The sequence below is a fragment of the Paenibacillus xylanilyticus genome (assembly GCF_009664365.1).
In the GTDB taxonomy this organism is placed as follows: domain Bacteria; phylum Bacillota; class Bacilli; order Paenibacillales; family Paenibacillaceae; genus Paenibacillus; species Paenibacillus xylanilyticus_A.
The window spans coordinates 2,794,436-2,813,746 of the sequence record NZ_CP044310.1 but is presented as its reverse complement, the minus strand read 5'-3'; the positions used below and the strand labels follow the sequence as shown (position 1 = coordinate 2,813,746).

The window sequence follows — 19,311 nt, the reverse complement described above, 5'->3', positions numbered from 1 at the left end:
GTCCTTGGCGTTCGGGGCACTTCTATCATTTAATAGAAGTCGAAGTAACACAGTGATAAGGAGCGTACAGCATGAAAGGAATTATTTTTGCATTACTCGGCGGTGCCTGCATTACGCTGCAAGGTGTGGCCAACACCCGAATTAGTACGGACATGGGTACATGGCAAGCCGCCACCATTACACAGTTTACCGGCTTTATCTTGGCAGCCATCATTCTGATGTTTGTCCGGGATGTCAATCTTCAGGGATTAAAACAAGTCAAGCCGCTATATCTCGCCGGAGGAGCTTTCGGTGCGGTTATTATTTTCAGTGAAGTGTCTGCCATTCAACAAATTGGGGTTACCTTCACCATCTCTGCCCTGCTGATTGCACAGCTGTTCCTGACTTTTCTGGTCGACAGCAACGGGTGGTTTGGTGTTGTGAAGCAGAAGATGAAGCTGCCGCAATTTCTAGGCATAGCACTCATGATTACGGGTGTTATTATTATGAAACTGTAGTTTTTTTAGTTTGCACAAGAACAGGTCGGGGGCGAAGTACTTTATGGAAGAAGTCCATGATGAAAATCAATTGCTGCACTACTTGAAGCAGTACCAGCTCGAAACCGTATTCCCCGAGCCCCTGCGTCCATTGATGACCATATGTCATTTTGAAAAATGTGAATTGATCTGCCGACAAGGCGAAGCATCCGAATACTTATATGTGCTGGTTGAAGGCAAAATCAAGATTTTTACGACGTCTGCCCAGGACAAAACACTCGTGCTCTGCTTCAAAACCCCACTTGAAGTTGTTGGGGACGTGGAGTATGTCCGGGAAAGTCACATCATCAATACCGTGCAGGCTGTCACGCCTGTCGTCATGCTGCGTATCCACTACCGACACCTGGCCGAACATGCAGGCGACTACGCCCCTTTGCTTCAATTTTTGCTAAAGATCATTTCTCATAAGTTCTATATTGATTCAAACTTCTCAAGCTTCAACCTGATGTACCCGGTCGAGGTGCGGTTAGCCAGCTACCTGCTGTCTATCTCCACCGAGGAGGCAGGTGCCGTCGTACATGAAGGGCTGGATTCGTTCAATCTGACGGACATTGCCAATCTGATCGGCACAAGCTATCGGCATCTAAATCGGGTCATTCAGAAGCTATGTACGGACGGGTTCATTGAACGCAACCAAGGTTTTATTCAGGTCAAGGATCGAGCCGGTTTGCGTCAAATTGCAGGTCACAACATCTATGAATAAGGAGATTACAGCTCATGATTGTTACGGGTATTTTGCTCGCATTACTTGCAGGTTCACTCGTCAGTCTGCAAACCGTTTTTAATAGTAAAGTTAATGAAAAGACCGGGTCATGGTCCACGACAACGATGGTTCTTTTCACCGGATTTCTTGCCTCATTCCTGATTTCGCTGCTCGTGGAAGGCAAAAACACGTTCAGTTTCCAGCATATGCAGCCATGGTACTGGATAAGTGGTGCTATCGGGGTAGGCGTCGTATTCTGTCTCGTTCAGGGCATGAAGCTGCTCGGGCCTACCTTTGCCATATCCATTGTCCTGACCTCCCAACTGAGTTTTGCCCTGTTGTTTGATTCGATGGGTTGGCTTGGGCTGGAGAAGATCCCCTTCTCCTGGAATCAGCTGCTCGGGGTGCTTGTCATCGTGGGGGGGATTGTACTGTTCAAATTTGGCGGTAGTAAAAGCAATACAGCGGAGAAACCTCGACGTGCTCTGCGGTCCGATTCATAATTACACATGCAAAAAAAAGAGTGCCCGGCCATCAGTAAGATGATGGTTTGGACACTCTTTTTCTTATAGACACAAGCAATAGGCAAGTATGCAAGTAATCTTATACAAACTCTACGTTGTGGTACACTTGCTGAACATCTTCAAGGTCTTCCAGGGCATCAATCAGTTTTTCGAATTGAGCCTGTGCATCCTCGGGAAGTTCAATATGGTTTTGCGCCAGCATTGTCAGCTCGGCTACGGTGAACTCGGTAACACCAGCAGCTTTGAAAGCTTCCTGTACGGCATGGAATTGATCTGGCTCCGCGTATACAATCACGGATTCATCCTCATCCACGATATCCCGTACATCAACGTCTGCTTCGAGCAGGATTTCCAGTACTTCTTCAGAGTTTTTACCCTCTACGCCGATGACCGCAGTGGGATCAAACATGTAAGCAACCGAACCGCTGACACCCATGTTCCCGCCGTTTTTGTTGAACGCGGAGCGAACTTCAGGTGCAGTCCGGTTCACATTGTTGGTGAGTGCATCCACGATGACCATCGCACCATTTGGTCCGAAGCCTTCATAACGCAGCTCTTCATAGTTCTCGTCCCCGCTGCCTTTGGCCTTTTCCATCGCACGATCGATAATCGCTTTTGGTACATTATACGTTTTCGCACGTTCCAGCACGACTTTTAGTGCGCGGTTTGCCTCCGGGTCTGGTTCACCCTTCTTGGCAGCTACATAAATCTCAACGCCGAACTTGGCATAAACCCGGCTTGTATTTGCATCTTTTGAAGCTTTTTTTTCCTTAATATTATTCCACTTACGACCCATATCGTTTCCGCTCACTTTCAACATGTAATCTGCATTCTACCTAGTTATTATATCTTGTTGAGACTGCTTCAACAAGTTCAGTATGACGAAATAATGGTAATGTTTCATAGCAAACGGTCATCAGATGAAGTCTGAAACGTCATTCGGCCTTTCATTAACCTTTCGGCTCCCTCCCAAATATACTTCGATTTCCTAATGTATTACGAGCTTCGCCGAATACCAGTTCAATCAACGAATCTAGCACAAAGAGCATTCCCGCAGGAATGCTCTTCTAACGAACGCAATTCAATCAGGCATGAAACTGCTGGCCGTCCAGCACTTCAGGCACATAACCGGCACGAATAACAAAATCACCGAAATGTTCCCCTTCATGACGTTCTCTCGCATACTGATGCACCATCGGAGTTAACGTATCCAGGATCTCTGCTTCACCAATATTTTCTTTGTAAAGCTTGTTCAGACGATGACCCGTAAAACTGCCGCCCAGATACATATTGTATTTGCCCGGAGCCTTCCCGATAAATGAAACCTCGGCGAGCATTGGGCGTGCACAACCATTCGGGCATCCAGTCATACGAATGACGATCTCTTCGTCTCTCAGCCCTGCTTCATCCAGGACAGGTTCCAGCTTGTCGATCAAGGACGGCAGGTAGCGCTCGGACTCTGCCATGGCCAGACCACAGGTAGGAAGTGCCACACACGCCATGGAGCTCCGGCGCAGAGCCGAATAGTGAGCGCCATCTGTAAGATTATACTGCTGAATCAGTGCTTCGATTTTTTTCTTCTTCTGACTGCTGATGTTCCCGATAATCAGGTTTTGGTTGGCTGTCAGCCGGAAATCGCCGTTATGAATCTTCGCAATTTCACGCAATCCCGTCATAAGCGGATAGCCGTCGATATCTTTTACCCGTCCGTTTTGGATAAACAACGTATAATGCCATTTACCATTGCTGCCTTTGACCCAGCCGTAACGATCTCCGTTATGATCAAAATGGTAAGCACGCGCTGCTTCCAAGCTCCAGCCCAGGCGGCTCGTCAACTCATCTACGAACCAGGCGAGCCCGCGGTCATCGATGGTATATTTGAAACGTGCGTGCTTGCGTACGGCACGATCACCATAGTCCCGCTGAATCATGACCGTTTTCTCCGCAACATCAATCATTTGCTCCGGTGTGCAGAAGCCGATGACTTTGGATACTTGTGGATATGTCTTCGGATCACCATGCGACATCCCCATTCCGCCGCCGACCGACACGTTGAATCCCTGCAGCTTGCCGTTCTCGACGATGGCGATAAACCCAAGATCCTGTGAGAATACATCGACATCATTGGATGGAGGAACCGCAATCCCGATCTTGAACTTCCGCGGCAAATATACTTTGCCGTAGATTGGTTCCACTTCCTCGTCACTCGCTCCGGTATCGATGACTTTCTCTCCATCCAACCACAACTCATGATATGCGCGAGTACGTGGATCCAGATGGTTACTCACCTGACAAGCCCACTCATACACTTCTGCGTGCACATCCGACTGATTCGGGTTCGGATTACACATCACGTTCCGGTTCACGTCTCCACATGCCGCAAGTGTACTCAGCAGGGAATCGTTCACCTCACGAATCGTGTTTTTGAGATCCCATTTTAATACACCATGAAGCTGGAAAGACTGACGTGTAGTCAAGCGAATGGTTCCGTTAGCATATTTATGGGCGACTCGGTCCATCATGAGCCATTGCTCAGGAGTGACAATTCCGCCCGAAGCTCGTACACGCAGCATGAACTGGTAAGCTGGCTCAAGCTTCGACTTGTTTCGTTCGTTGCGCAGATCACGGTCATCCTGCATATAGCTACCGTGATGCTTCATCAGCCGGTTGTCATCCTCCGGAATCGAACCGCTAATACGGTCCGCCAGTGTTTCGGTAAGACTGCCGCGCAAGTAATTACTTTTGATCTTTATATCTTCCACATCACTATTGGCGCGCTGCGGATTCAGTAAGTTATTATAAGCCATGCTGCTTTCTCCTCTCGTCTCTGCGGGTGACTCATCCGGTATTTCCGGATTAATACACGTCCCGCTGATAACGTTTTTCCTGTTGCAACCTAGTCAGATACTCCGAAGCCTGCTCAGAAGTCAAACCGCCCTCTTGTTCAAGAATGGTAGCAAGTGCGCCATGAACATCATGCGCCATTTTTTTCTCATCACCGCATACATAAATGACTGCGCCTTCCTGAAGCCATTGATACAGCTCTTTGCTATTCTCCAGCATCCGGTGCTGAACATATACCTTATGCTCCGTATCCCGAGAGAAGGCCACATCCATCTTGGTGAGAACGCCGTCTTTGAGCCAGCGCTGCCATTCCGTTTGATATAGGAAATCCGTGAGAAAATGTTGATCCCCGTAGAACAACCACGTTTTGCCCTGCGCGCCCGTTTCTTCACGCTCACCCAGGAACGATCTGAATGGGGCTACTCCCGTTCCAGGCCCGATCATGATGATTGGGGCATCCGGGTTCTCCGGCAATTTGAAGTTCGGGTTATGCTGAATGTACACGGGTAGGCTGTCTCCTGCCTCAATCCGCTCTGCGAGATGAACTGAACAAACTCCATAACGCTCTCTTCCGCGCGCTTCGTAACGCACCGTACGCACCGTAAGATGTACTTCATCCGGGAATGACTTCGAACTGCTGGCGATGGAATATAAGCGTGCAGGGATTTTACGAAGAACGGCGACAAATTCTCCCGCCGGTATGCCCTTCAGATTATAATCCTGTACCAGATCCAGCAGATCACAGCTGTTCATAACATTGCGGAACTCGGCGTCATTTGCAAGCAAATCGGCAAGTCCACTGTCAGGACTTAGTTTTGCAAGCTCCTGGACTACAGGTTTGGTCACAGCAGTAATTTCGAAATAGCGCAGCAACGCTTCATATACCGATACCTGCTCACCGGATTTGTTCACCGTTACACGTTCATCGGCATTCCATCCCATGGCTGCAATCAGCTCATCTACCAGGCGAGGATGATTTTCCGGGAATACACCCAGGCTGTCTCCCGGATCGTAGTCCAGATTGGAACCTTCCAGGGACAATTCGATATGACGAGTCTCACGGTCTGATCCCCTGCCGTTCAGATTAAGATTCTCCAGCACTTCTGCCTTGAATGGGTTGGTCCGATTGTATTCGGATTCCCCGCCACTCACCGCAGCGACAACAGCTTCGCTGGATAGGGTGCCCGCCGTCGCTGGCGTGCTGCTAAGGGAGGCAAGAACGTCATTCATCCATTCCGCAGCCGCTTCGTCAAAATCAACGTCACAGTCTACACGAGGAACAATTGGCGTACCACCAAGCTCCTGCAGACGCTGGTCGAAATCCTTGCCAGTTTGGCAGAAGAACTCGTACGACGTATCGCCCAGCGCCAGCACGGAATATTTTAATCCATCAAGCTTCGGAGCGCGTTTGCTGTTCAGGAACTCATGAAGCGGAATCGCATTATCCGGCGGTTCGCCTTCACCGTGAGTACTGACAACAATGAGCAGATTCTCAATTTTTTTCAGTCCGTTCGGTTTGAAATCTCCCATGGATGATAACGTCACCTGAAGACCTTGCTCTTCCAATTTTTTAGCCAGCTTCTTCGATAATCCGCTGGAGTTCCCTGTTTGGGATCCGTAGAGTACCGTCACTTCCCGGGAAGCTGGAGGTACACTGACAGCCGCTACCGCTTCCGCCTGTACGTTCGGTGCTGCACCTGTTCCGGCCGCTACTGCTGCAATCCCCTGAATAGCTGTTAAATATCCGCTAAGCCAAGTCTTTTGTGAATCGTTCAATGTAGGAATAAGACGGTTGAGCAGCTCAACCTGTTCCTGATTAAATGGGCTGTTTGTAACTTGAAGTTCCACCATTTGCCACCTCGCGCATTGCTTCAATTTTAATTCCTACTAAAATGATCAAATTTAATTCTACTCTCTAGAACCTAACACACCGGGTGTTGGGGGTCAATTTCAATCATTTTATAACATTTATCAGTTTCGCTGATAAAGGAACAATATGTACGAACTCACTTCATTTATGGTCATGCAAAAAAAGCTTACTAAGACCATTAATCCAGATCTTAGTAAGCCTTCTCTTCTTCTACTTCATTATATTGCTTTGTCAGTTGGGCCACACCAATTTGTCCATCATTGCGTACACAAGCGCAGCCGATTCAGCACGGGTCGCTTCGGCAAGCGGCTTGACCTCGCCGTTGTACCCGCTAACGATACCCAGATCCACTAAAATGGCCACACTGTCCCGGGCATATGAACGGATTGCAGATGCGTCGCGGAAGCGAGCGAGGTTATCCGTGGAAACCGATTCGGGTTCGACGAATCCTGCAACCTGCAGTGCTCTTACCGTCAGCGTGATCATTTCCTGACGGGTGATGGTGGCTTCGGGCTTAAATTGCCCATCTCCCGTGCCGTCAGTAATGCCAAGCGAACGAGCGGCATTAACAGCTTCGTAGTACGAAGCGTCAGTACTTACATCCGAGAACGGAATGGCAGACGCACCATTCAAGCCGAGTGCCGTAATCAGCCACTGCACGTAATGACCGCGCGTCATCTCCTGTTTCGGATGTAATTGCCGTTCGCTGCCGTTTTCAGCTGCATCCACGATGCCGCGGACAGCCAGTGCCTCCAATGCATTCTTGGCCCATGGCACATCGGCAATATCTGTGAATTTCTGCTGCACAGATACGGCTGCATAATTTCCTGCTGCCGACGCTACGGGGAATGCTACCTCCCTCTTCTCTTGATCGTAACGGCTTTGCGGCAACGGGGCTGCCACATGGCTCGCATTCAACGCGAACGATACAATTCGGTCTCGCTCTGCACCTGACAGCGGTAGGTAAGGCAGGTGAAGCTTCAGCCCATGTGTATCTGGCCAAGCATCTCCATCCATAACGAGTTCAAGGCGTACTCCATGCTGCGTTCCGAGTTGATCGGCGACTGTTTTTGACAGCTCCATGCGGATGATTCGCACCTTAGCCAGTTCGCGGCCTGCCAAGTCTTCTGTTGACAGCGTCGCAGGGAGCTCTAGTGTTCCCAGTTCCGTAACGATCTGGAACACACGCGATTCGCCTTGATCCGCCAATGCCGAGGCTGGCAGGGACACTTCATAAGTGCTTGCACCTGAGACAGGTTTCTGTCGAAGTTCAACCTGACGGAGTCCCGTACCTGTAAGAGGTGCAGCTTGGAAGGCTTCTTGGATTACAGAAGCATCCACTTTCGTCTGCACAATCCCATCCTTATCTGCCACCCCTTGTAACTCAAGAATGGAACGATCTTTTTGTGATTCAGGTTTTGGCGAAGAATTCCCTGGTGTTGGAGTACCAGACCCCGGTTGTCCTCCGGAATTGCTCGAGCCTCCATTAGAACTTCCACCTGAACCATCCGAGCCGGATCCGCCCGGGGAAGGCGTATACCCAGGTATGTACACCGTTAACGGCTGGGTCATGGCTTTGCTGTCATCCGAGGTTCGAGTGACCTCCAGTTCCAATGTCACCGCAGTTTCCTTGGATGGCGGCACGATTGTTCCATCGGTTTGAATGACGGATGGTAACGAGCTTACAGCGATCTTTATAGTAAAGCCTTGCGGTACTACAGGCAGTTTTAACTGCTTGACGCCTGCAGAAGGCTGCTCCAAGGTTGTAATCCGTGCAGCCACATCAGCAGCGGCCTCTTCAGCGGTACGCACTAGATAAGCAGCAGATAAACCGCGAATGGTGCGCCCCGAAGCGTCAAAGGCCTCCACTTTGTAATAGTAATCCGTGCCAAGACGCAGCCCGTTGTCGGTGTATTCCCGAAGACTACCGCTGTAAACGATATTATACTCCCCCTGTTCCTTGTTCGAACGGTAGAGCTTGTAGCTTGCTGCACCTAGCTGGGCATCCCAGCGAAGCGTAACACTCGCTGCATCGGCTATTTCAGCATTCAGCCCGGCCGTGTTATCCCTCGGTGGTGGTGCATCCGGCTTGGCGATGACGATCCAGCTGATAAGCGGGTCCTGTGATGCCGTATTGCGCACCGTCAGTTCAAGCTTATTCTCCGTAACGGCAATACCTGTATGAGATCTGACATTAGCAGGCGTATACGTCACCGGCCCCGTGTTATTGCCGTTAATCAGGAAGTTTGCTCTGCGGGACGTATTGGTCCACGGATCGTTAAATCCTGCGTACACATCATAAGTTCCATTCGGCACTTCAAAGGTATAGGTAAGATCGCTGCCCTTGGGTGAATTGCTCACATTGCCACCGTTCAAATAACGCACGGTAGAGTAGATATCCCCGCCAGCTGAACCGGATGGCAGTGCATCAGCACTAAGATATCCCCAATTCCGTCCTTCCGCCGGTGCATACATCTGGTCAGCCGTTCCCGAATTGACTAGCGAACCTTTCATAAATTCACCCATTCGTTTGTAATCTGCCGTTTCATAGCCTCCGCTGTTCACGAAATAAAGTGCGTTCTCCGGTATGACATATACTCGGACTGCCTGTTTCTTGTTGCCATACTCCGGTGTCGTGACCTGCAGCGTAACCGGTCCCGGTTTGGCAAAATCATCTGCAGTCATCGCCCGGTTATCCACCGTCCATACGGCTGGTGTTGGCACAAGCACATCTCCATCCCGCACGTTCACTGTTGCTGGCAGAGAAGGCACTTTCCCGAGAGGCACAGCCTCAGGCAGCGGGTCGGAGATGTCCACCTTACCCATGGAATTCAGCAGATCAGGGGTCCAGCTGTCGTACCACCGAATCGCAATATCGGAGCCTATGCCAAACTCAATCGGCAAGAACACGTATTTAGCCCCATCATTGGAGAAATTACCGCCGTTCCACGTATCCCCCACATAAATGAATTTCCCTTTTTCCGGGTCAACAGGAATGACGGATGTAGTCTGCGTGCCGAATGCCTTGCCTGGATCAGGATCGCTCGGCAGTGTTCGTATGAATGGATTCGTCATTGTGGACCATGGACCAAAAATGTTATCCGCCACCGTTACCTTGTTTTCGTTCGGGGACCATCCTGACGCACCGGAGGTCAAGATGTAATATTTCCCCTGATACTTGAACATGGCAGGCGCTTCGCGTTGTCCACCAGGGAATACTCTCACGTAATCGACGCCATATTCCGCTTGATACGTAGCATCTCGTACCGGATTGCCTTTCTCATCCGTGAGACCTTGCTTATGCCAACCTGTTACATCGCTGTAATCTTCGTTCAGTTTAGAAACATACAGGGTCAGATTTTCCTCACTGGAATAGATCAGGTATGCCGTACCGTCATCGTCCTTGAATAAAGTCATGTCACGTGCCATGCCCCGATCGCTTGGGAAGTAATCTTTCTCCCCTTCCGGAGCTCTGTCCATCCGGTAGCTCTTTTGGTAAACGAACGGCCCTGTTGGCGAATCGCTAATGGCATAACCAGCCTGTGCTTTTCCGTAATTGGCACTATTGTTGTAGGGATCCTTGTCTCCATCCATGTGAGCCCACATGACGTACTTTTTCGTTTTGTCATTATAGATCACCTTCGGACGTTCAATAATTCGCCCTTTACGGATATCGGCCCAAATGTCCACCCTATCTTCACGCCCAGCATACAATTCGGAAATCAGTGGATCATTCTCGAAATCATCCATGGACTGAATCATCGTGAGTGCCATGCCTTCATCCGTCCAGTTCAGCAGATCCGTCGATGAATACACGCGAATACCAACGGCAGGCCATCCTCCCGTATGATATTCCCCATACCAATAGTACTTATCTGTCTGCTCATCGTAGAAAAAGCCCGCCCCATGGGCATCGATGGGCTTGCCGCCAAGATCCGGCCATAACTGGCCCGGTGTAAAGCTCGTGCGTATTGTGGCAGCACTCAGCGGTGCAGATGCAGGAGAAGGAACACCATCCACAGTTGCCTGAAGAATATAATAATATCCTGTGCCCATTGTCAGGCCGCTATCGTTAAACGTGTTAGCCCCGCCGCTATAGACCTCTTGATACGTCCCACTTGCACTGGTGGATCTGGATACGGAATAGGTAACATCCGAACCGGGGAGCGCATTCCACCCAAGGGTAATCGACGTACTGGTCACGTCCGAAACGGTAAATTCGGCTGGGGAATCCATCAGGTACGTTGTCACCTCTGCAGCTGCATATTCGGACTCTCCGGCTGCATTATACGCCGTTACGCGATAGCTGTAGCCTTGGCCGGATGCAAGACCTTGATCCGTGTAAGTGAGTGCCTGCCCTTCGTACACCTGCTCATATTGCTCACTGCCCGCCTCTGAACGGACGATACGGTATCCGGTTGCCTTATCCACAGCTGGCCAAGACAATTTCACACTGGATGTATTCAGGGCCAGAGCTTTCAATTCTCCTGGAGCCTGCGGTGCGGTTGCTGCTGTCCGAACCTCGAGTGGTGCCGACCATAACGATTCCGTCATTCCCCCGTATTCATAGGCGAGCTTGTAATAATAGACCGTATCGGTGATTAAATCATCGTCTACATAACCGAGTGATTCGGTATCCGCCACCAAGGAATATCCCGCTTCAGGCGAGGTGGAACGATACAGGCGATAGCTGGTCGCACCTGCTGTCTCGGTCCACTGCAGCGAAACCGAAGATGACGTCTGCCCATCGGCTGTGAGCACAGCATCATTTCCTGGCGGCGGCTCGGCGATGATTACGTCATCTGCATGAACGGATTGCCAGCGATTTCGTATGCCGATGCTGCCTTGACTGTATGTCGTATCGTTCAAATCGAATACCAAGCGATTTGCTCCGTTTTCGACGATGTACCCGCGAATGGAAGGTCCTGACAGCACGATTTTCAGGGTATACCATGTGTGTTTGGCAAAAGAATAATCCACTGACTTCAAGGTGGTATCCGCTCCATTCACCCGCTTGGAGAAAACGAGTTTATTGGCTGGAACCTGCATTTGAAAATAATAAAAATTGCTCTTATCCTGAAACCGCGGCAGCATTCCCGGATATCCCTGACCATCACCCGTGTAAAAGCGCATGGATACGGTCATGTCGGACATAATGTCGCCGGTGGAGATAATACCTTCCCCGGTATCGCTCTGAAAAAGCGTCTGGTTCGATGCGTCTGCAGGATCTGAGCTTACCTCCCATAGACCTGAGCTTACGTCCCATGCGGGTGAAGCCGAGTAATCCCCATCCGAAAAATCGTCCTGCAGCAGTGTAATAGGCATGCTGTAAGGATCAGCATATGTCTTGCCTGGCAGCATCAAAGGTCCGGAAGATAACACGAGCGTAGCAGATAACATGAATATGAGTGGCTTTCTGAGTTTATCCAATATCCATTCTCTCCTTTGCCTCGGAAAATGAAAGCATGGTCCTGATCACACGGTGCTGTTATTCGGCGTTACCTGTGTATCCAGCGCGCAGTAAGCGTTTCACCTCCTTCGTTTAATGAAATCGGTTTCATTGCAGGGCAAAAAAAGACCTGTCTCCCCCGCTAAGTGCAATGATCCCAATACGGATTACCGTGTCTTCTTTGCCCTAAGTCGTGAAACAGGTTTGCATATGTCATGTGAATGTAAGTGCTTTCTCGCATTATATTATCGCCTTATTGATGCTGTCAACCGCATCACAGCTCGAACATTTTTCGCAGAACCACGCAAAAAAACACGCATTTTGCCTGCTTCCGCAAGCAAAATACGTGTTTTTGATCATTGGTTCGAGCTTGCTAGCAATTCAGCTTGTACGACACCCATTCCAATGAGGCCAGAACGGATTATTCTCTGATTGCGACAAAGTCTCACCTCTTCATTTCGACATCAATTTAGAATACTTTGGTTGTCCACGATTCGCAGTTCCACGTTTCCGTCACAACATCACGATAGAATTCCGGTTCGTGCGAAATCAACAGAATGCTGCCTTTGTAGGCTTTGAGCGCGCGTTTCAGCTCATCCTTGGCATCCACGTCCAGATGGTTCGTCGGCTCATCGAGTACAAGCAGGTTGGTTTCGTTGTTGATCAGTTTGCACAGTCGCACTTTAGCCTTTTCTCCACCACTCAGCACAGCAACCTTACTCTCAATGTGTTTCGTGGTCAGTCCACATTTCGCAAGTGCAGCACGAACCTCGAATTGGGTATACGACGGGAACTCCTGCCAGATCTCTTCGATACAGGTATTGTAGTTCGCATCCTTTATTTCCTGCTGGAAGTACCCGATCTCCAGATGCTCTCCGCGCTGAACTGTTCCTTCCAGGGCCGGAATTTCACCCAAAATGCTGCGCATCAGGGTGGTTTTACCGATTCCGTTTGCACCCACGAGTGCAATCTTCTGACCACGCTCCATACGCAGATCCAGCGGTCTGGACAATGGCTCGTTGTAACCGATCACCAGTCCTTTGGTTTCAAAAATAAGCTTGCCGGATGTTCTGGCATCACGGAAGTTGAACTGTGGCTTCGGCTTCTCCTTGGCGAGTTCAATCACATCCATTTTGTCGAGCTTCTTCTGTCTGGACATCGCCATGTTGCGTGTCGCCACACTGGCCTTATTACGTGCAACAAAATCCTTCAGATCGGCAATTTCCTGCTGCTGACGCTTGTAGGCCGATTCCAGCTGCTGCTTTTTCATTTCATAAACTTCCTGGAAGTGATCATAATCACCCACGTAACGGGTCAGATCCTGATTTTCCATGTGGTAGATCAAGTTAATGACACTGTTCAGAAATGGAATGTCATGCGAGATCAGAATAAATGCATTCTCATACTCTTGCAAATAACGCTTCAGCCATTCAATATGCTGTTCATCCAGATAGTTCGTCGGCTCGTCGAGGAGCAGAATATCTGGCTTTTCAAGCAACAGCTTGGCGAGCAGCACTTTGGTCCGCTGACCACCGCTCAGATCGTTAACGTCCTTATCAAGACCGATATCCGTGAGACCCAGACCGCGTGCAGTCTCGTCCACTTTTGCATCAATCATATAAAAGTCCTGGTTGGTCAGGGTATCCTGGATGGTTCCGACATCCTCAAGCAGCTGTTCCAGTTCCTCGGGAGTCACGTCTCCCATCTTGCCATACATCTCGTTCATTTCCTGCTCCATGTCGAACAGGTATTGGAACGCACTGCGCAGGACATCACGAATGGATTGTCCCTTGTTCAGCACGGCATGCTGATCGAGATATCCCACGCGCATGCGCTTGGACCACTCGACTTTGCCTTCATCAGGCTGGAGCTTGCCAGTAATAATGTTCATGAAGGTGGATTTACCTTCACCATTGGCCCCGATCAGTCCAATGTGTTCGCCTTTCAACAGGCGGAAAGATACGTCGTTAAAGATAGCACGGTCACCAAAACCGTGACTTAATTTTTCCACATTTAATATGCTCATTCATGACACCTTTTCTATATAGACTTCATTCCTGTATATTATAATCGTTATAACCTGCACAACTCAACGCCATATTTGCCTTATATGCATGAATCGGTTAAAATTTGGCCTTAAACTACTATAGAACGGAGCTCTCTCAGGCGAGCATCAGGTGAACATTATGATTGAAGTAAAACAATCCAAATTGGGTGATGGCGAATTTAATCGAGGGGTTTTTGCTACAGTGGATATTCCCAAAGGCCAATTGATCCATCAGGCCCCGGTTGTCCCTTATCCCAACGAAGACCACGAACATGTCGAAAAAACGATCCTGGAGGATTATGTATTTGAGTATGGTGCCAACCACACCGCCATTTTGCTGGGATACGGCAGCTTGATCAATCATTCGTACGAGCCCAACGCAACCTATGATATCAACTTTGAAAACCATACATTTGACTTCTATGCTTATACAGATATCAAAGCGGGCGAAGAAATCCTGATCAATTACAATGGCGAAGAAGACAACATGGACCCGCTATGGTTCCTGGACGATTATGAAGAACGGATGCGTGAGCTGAACGAAGCTGAGGAACGTAACGAAGAGAATGGTGAGAACAACGAAGCTAATTAACCTTGGTAGAAAAACGAGCAAGCCAGGGACAGGATTAAAAAATGGCAGCGTTACATTTCGCTGAAATCCTGCTGAGCACTTCGGCTGCTCCCTTCTCACAACGTAAACAAGCAAGCCCTCCATACAGGAAGGACTTGCTTGTTTGACGTGGAATAAATTCGTTCAACGCGTGCCACCGTTCTCAATCCAGTATGGGCGGATCAGTGTGCAAATCCTCGTCAGGTGTCGTTGTTCTCCACTTCGTGAATGCCACTTCAAACCCCGCACGCTTGGGAGAACACAGGAATGGACCCGCCTGCTTGTTCGCCGGATAGGCAAAACGCGCAACCCGAATGGTTCTCCACGGATGTTCGTCTGTACGCGCCCGAATGACTACCGCTTCATTGTGGTAGGAAGCTCGAATGGTAACCTTACGTCCTCCCCATTCCGGAACGGGAGATAACGACCAGTCCGAGAAGTGATCCGTTACCACAGCGCCGATATGAACGACCCCATCGTTTACTTCCACGCCAGCCTTGATCCATTGTTCACGACTGTGCCAGAGCATTAAACCTGCCTGATCATAGAGTTCAGTAAAAGAACTTAGATCAAACGTAATTTCGACGGCTTCATTACCGTCCCAAGGCGTCAGAAGGGCGTGTCCATTTTGGTGCCTGAATCCGTAGAACGTGTTCTCCCAAAAATCACTGCCTTCCTGTGCCTCCACAATGAAACGGTCTCCCTCGGTACGGGTTCCAACTGGTTCAGTGGTCCATTTGGCATCTGATGTACCCAGAAATTGTGCTGCAGACATGTTTTCAACACCCTCCCCTAATCAAAACGTCAAATCAAAGAGCCCAAATCCGATGCAGCCGTAGGATATGCAAAATTCATGGTGCTTAACTGATCGGCTGTCAGTTCGAATTGAATGGCCATGGCAAACAGGTTAATCATTTCTTCGGTCTCGCTGCCCAGTACATGAGCCCCCAGAATGCGACCTGAGTTGTTGTCGATCACAACTTTGGCCTTGGCATACTTCTCATTTGTCCGTTTATAAGTATACCATTGCGACATGTCATTTACCTTCACCTCATAGCCTTCCTCCTGTGCTTGATCCGCGCTAAGACCAACAGAGCCAAGCGATGGTACAGTAAACACGATGGACGGCATAACGTTGTAGTTCGGCACCGTATGGTTGCCCTTCAGCAAATTCAAGGCGACAGCCCGTGATTCCTGACCGGCCAGAGGCGTTAGGGGAAGCCCTCTCGTTGCAGCAACGTCACCGGCAGCGTATACCTTGGGGTTGCTGGTGCTTTGAAGATACTCATTCACGGTAATACCCTTCTCACCATAACTGACCTTCCCCTTTTCCAGTTCCAATCCATCCACGTTAGGGATACGTCCCGCTCCATGCACGACCCGTCCACCATGCCACTGATGATCGGCTCCGTTCCGGGTACCACTGACCACGAAGGTCTCCCCCTGTTTCCGAACAGACTTCACTTCCGCATTCAGATGAACGTGAATGCCGATCTCTTCCGATTTTTGAACCAGCAAGTCAACAAGCTCCGGATCAAACTGCTCCAACGGCTGCTCTCCACGGTGGATCATGTGCACCTCGCTTCCTGCTCTTGCAGCGATGTGAGCAAATTCAAATGCAATGTAACCTCCGCCCACCAAAACCAGTTGATCCGGAAGCTGATCCAGTTCCAGAAAATCATCGCTGTTAAGAAGATGTTCTGAACCATCTATTGGGAGCGGTGCCGGCTGCGCGCCTGTTGCAATCAGAATATGTTTTCCCTGCAGCACTTCATCTCCCACACGAATGTGATCTTCATCTACAAAAGAAGCCTTGCCATGGAAAGTATCCATCCCCGCCTGTTTGAATTTATCCTCGCTGGCTCTCGGAATGCTCGCCGTAAATGTTCGTTTGAAAGCCATAAGTTCCGGCCAGTTTATGGTCGTTCTTCCCCGAACACCCTTCCCCAGCATTCGTTCATTCCAGTCGATCAGTTCAGAAGCTCCTGCCAATACTTTCTTCGGATCGCACCCTCGCAGGGCGCAAGTTCCGCCAAATTCACGCTCATCAACCACGGCTATTTTCCAACCAGCTTCAGCACAGCGAGTTACAACTGAATTCGCTGCACTACCGGTTCCAATTGCAATTAGATCGTATACTTGTGTCATAACTGGCTCCTCCTCTTCCCTTTTCTCCATTGAATTTTATAGTAAACCCGCCTTCTGTAAATAGTCGGACGCTACCTGCTCCGGACGGGCTCCATTCACATTCACCTCATAATTCATCTGACGCATCTCATTGTCTGTAATGCGTCCCGCCAGCTGATTCAGTATCTCGATGAGCTGAGGATAGGCATCCGCCGTCTCCTTGCGCAGCAGCGGAGCTCCCTGATATGGCGGGAACAGCTTCTGATCATCTTCAAGCACCACGAGATTATACTGCCTTAGCTCACTGTCCGTGGAATAGGCATCAACCAGATTAATATCGCCTCGCTGAAGAGCTGCATATCGAAGTTTGGGTTCCATCGTGGCAACGTTAGGAAACCGAATGCCATATTTCTTCTGTATTCCCAGATAGCCGTCCTCACGGTCTGAGAATTCCAGTGTGAATCCAGCCTTAATCTGCTGCTGAGCAGATTTGAGGTCTGATATGGTTTTCAGGTCATATTGGTCAGCAACCTCCTGCGGGACTGCGAGTGTGTATGTGTTGTTGTAATCCATCGGGTTCAATAGCACCATATTAAACTTGGCATCCATTCCGTCTCTTGCCTGTTCATAGACTTCCGTACGATCCGTACTGACAGCCGTTTCCTTCAGGAATTCTGATATTGCTGTCCCCGTGAATTCGGGGTAGATATCGATGTCGCCGGAGCGAAGAGCATTAAACAAAAAGGGGGTTTTCCCCAAACCAGGTTTCAATTCAACTGTAAGATCTGTATGCTCCTCAATCAGCAGCTTGTACATGTTAATGAGAATCTCAGGCTCTGCGCCCAGCTTGCCCGCAATGACCAGGTCCTTCTGTCCTCCGCGAAATAATAGCGGGAGGGTTATCACGAGTATAGCGATCAAAGCGAGTGTACTGAGCGTACCCACCGTTTTACGGAATGACATCCGCTGAAATTGCCGAAGCAGGACATCAAACAAAATTGCCAGCAGTGCTGCCGGTATCGCCCCCAACATAATAAGTGCTGTATCATTACGATCAATCCCGAGCAAAATCAGATCACCGAGGCCACCTGCGCCTATTAATGCTGCAAGAGTTGCGGTACCCACAATAAGAACCATTGCCGTACGAATGCCCGCCATAATGACAGGCATTGCAAGCGGAAGCTCCACTTTGCTCAAACGCTGTCGACTATTCATACCCATCGCATTGGCGGCTTCAATCATGGAAGGGTCCACTTCGGTTATCCCTGTATAAGTATTACGGAGGATCGGAAGCAGGGCATACACCACTAGAGCAATAATCGCTGGTACTGTACCTATGCCGAACAGCGGAATGAGCAACCCAAGAAGAGCAAGTGATGGAATGGTCTGCAGGATAGCCGTAACACCGATGATCGGTTCAGCAACTTTGGGTTTTCGGGTTAGATAAATGCCGAGTGGAATTGCAATGAGAACGGCGAGAAATAGGGCGATAAAAGAAATCTGAACATGCTCCAGAAGAGCGGTTAACAGCTGCCCTTTGCGCTCAGTAAATACCTCTGAGAACTTACTCATGGGTCTCACCCCGCTCTTGCAGTTGACCAGACCAGTACCTCAGCATATCCGTCCTGCTCACTTGTCCTACAATCTGATGATTCTTCTCGACCAGTAAGGTATCGTATGCATCCAAGACATCCAATAAATCCGTCAATGTCATAGAAATCGGGACTGCTGTCTTGGCAGACTTCGGAACATGGCCTGGTGCAATAGGTGTCATAATCGATTCAAGATTGAAATTCGTCTGAGTATGAGAAGACAAGTGCATGCTATGATCTTGATCTTGATTCACATCTGTACCAGGACTTCCGACAAAATGATGCACAAATTCATTCACGGGGTTCTGTAACAGCTCTTCAGGTGTTCCCACCTGCAGTACTTGTCCATCCTTCAAAATACATATGCGATCACCCAGCTTCATGGCTTCTTGTATGTCATGCGTAACAAATACAATTGTTTTCTTCATCTTACGTTGAATCTCCAGAATATCGTCCTGCAATTTCTCTCTGCTCATCGGGTCGAGTGCACTGAACGGTTCATCCATAAGTACAATCTCGGGATCTGCTGCCAATGCCCGCAGTACGCCGATTCTTTGCTGCTGTCCACCCGACAGTTCTGCTGGTTTGCGATCACTGTAGGTCTCTCCGTTTAATCCCACCATATCAAGCAGGTTATGTACCCGTTCATGAATCTGGACAGGCTTCCATTTTTTCAATTCAGGAACAACAGCGATATTTTCGGCAATCGTCATGTGCGGAAACAAGGCGATCTGCTGCAGGACATACCCGATATTCCAGCGCAATTCGTGAATGTTAAATTCATCGATTGGCCGCTCCTGGATACGAATCGTTCCACCCGTTCGTTCTATCAGCCGATTTATCATTTTGAGCATCGTCGTTTTGCCGCAGCCGCTAGGCCCAATCATGACCAATAGTTCGCCTTTATTAATCTTGAGATTAACCTGATGAAGCGCCTGTGTCCCATCAGGGTATTGCTTGGATACATTTTCGAATTCAATCATCCGCACGCGTCTCTCCTTTATTAACC

The 19,311-nt window shown here is 49.3% G+C and carries 13 protein-coding genes; 4 read left to right on the top strand and 9 right to left on the bottom strand.

All coding sequences use genetic code 11. The annotated features are described in order from the left end of the window. The first annotated feature begins 71 nt into the window (after positions 1-71). From F4V51_RS12720 to F4V51_RS12710, 3 genes are read left to right on the top strand one after another with little or no spacing between them, the layout of a single operon-like run. A complete protein-coding gene (locus tag F4V51_RS12720; protein WP_110822416.1) occupies positions 72-497 on the top strand; it encodes a DMT family transporter in 426 nt (141 codons plus the stop codon). Between the two features lie 43 nt (positions 498-540). Further along, complete coding sequence (locus F4V51_RS12715) at positions 541-1,239, top strand: Crp/Fnr family transcriptional regulator (protein ID WP_153978231.1); 699 nt, start codon at positions 541-543, stop codon at positions 1,237-1,239. 17 nt (positions 1,240-1,256) lie between these two features. After that, entirely contained in the window at positions 1,257-1,742 is a 486-nt protein-coding gene (locus F4V51_RS12710; protein WP_153980680.1) for a DMT family transporter, read from the top strand. A 100-nt stretch (positions 1,743-1,842) separates the two neighbouring features. On the opposite strand, the gene F4V51_RS12705 is transcribed toward F4V51_RS12710, so the two are convergent. The 5 genes from F4V51_RS12705 to F4V51_RS12685 all read right to left on the bottom strand — a co-directional run bounded on the left by F4V51_RS12705 (position 1,843) and on the right by F4V51_RS12685 (position 13,952). Next, entirely contained in the window at positions 1,843-2,559 is a 717-nt protein-coding gene (locus tag F4V51_RS12705) for a YebC/PmpR family DNA-binding transcriptional regulator (protein WP_095287765.1), read from the bottom strand. A 289-nt stretch (positions 2,560-2,848) separates the two neighbouring features. Then, entirely contained in the window at positions 2,849-4,570 is a 1,722-nt protein-coding gene (gene cysI / locus F4V51_RS12700; RefSeq protein ID WP_153978230.1) for an assimilatory sulfite reductase (NADPH) hemoprotein subunit, read from the bottom strand. A 49-nt stretch (positions 4,571-4,619) separates the two neighbouring features. Then, on the bottom strand, positions 4,620-6,455 hold the full coding sequence (locus F4V51_RS12695; RefSeq protein ID WP_153980679.1) for an assimilatory sulfite reductase (NADPH) flavoprotein subunit: 1,836 nt from the start codon (positions 6,453-6,455) through the stop codon (positions 4,620-4,622). A 253-nt stretch (positions 6,456-6,708) separates the two neighbouring features. Then, positions 6,709-11,907, bottom strand: a complete 5,199-nt coding sequence (locus tag F4V51_RS12690; protein WP_153978229.1) for an S-layer homology domain-containing protein — start codon at positions 11,905-11,907, stop codon at positions 6,709-6,711. A gap of 488 nt (positions 11,908-12,395) precedes the next feature. Beyond that, a complete protein-coding gene (locus F4V51_RS12685; RefSeq protein WP_153978228.1) occupies positions 12,396-13,952 on the bottom strand; it encodes an ABC-F family ATP-binding cassette domain-containing protein in 1,557 nt (518 codons plus the stop codon). Positions 13,953-14,112: 160 nt separating this feature from the next. Here F4V51_RS12685 and F4V51_RS12680 point away from each other — a divergent pair, with 160 nt between their 5' ends. Beyond that, on the top strand, positions 14,113-14,565 hold the full coding sequence (locus F4V51_RS12680; RefSeq protein WP_153978227.1) for an SET domain-containing protein: 453 nt from the start codon (positions 14,113-14,115) through the stop codon (positions 14,563-14,565). A gap of 181 nt (positions 14,566-14,746) precedes the next feature. On the opposite strand, the gene F4V51_RS12675 is transcribed toward F4V51_RS12680, so the two are convergent. From F4V51_RS12675 to F4V51_RS12660, 4 genes are read right to left on the bottom strand one after another with little or no spacing between them, the layout of a single operon-like run. Beyond that, positions 14,747-15,358, bottom strand: coding sequence for a DUF1349 domain-containing protein (locus F4V51_RS12675; RefSeq protein WP_153978226.1), 612 nt, complete (start codon positions 15,356-15,358; stop codon positions 14,747-14,749). 29 nt (positions 15,359-15,387) lie between these two features. Continuing rightward, complete coding sequence (locus F4V51_RS12670; protein ID WP_153978225.1) at positions 15,388-16,731, bottom strand: dihydrolipoyl dehydrogenase family protein; 1,344 nt, start codon at positions 16,729-16,731, stop codon at positions 15,388-15,390. A gap of 36 nt (positions 16,732-16,767) precedes the next feature. Beyond that, on the bottom strand, positions 16,768-18,282 hold the full coding sequence (opuFB, locus tag F4V51_RS12665; protein WP_153978224.1) for an osmoprotectant update ABC transporter permease/substrate-binding subunit OpuFB: 1,515 nt from the start codon (positions 18,280-18,282) through the stop codon (positions 16,768-16,770). Beyond that, a complete protein-coding gene (locus F4V51_RS12660; RefSeq protein ID WP_153978223.1) occupies positions 18,275-19,285 on the bottom strand; it encodes an ABC transporter ATP-binding protein in 1,011 nt (336 codons plus the stop codon). The genes opuFB and F4V51_RS12660 overlap by 8 nt, the downstream gene beginning before the upstream one ends. Positions 19,286-19,311: the final 26 nt, after the last annotated feature.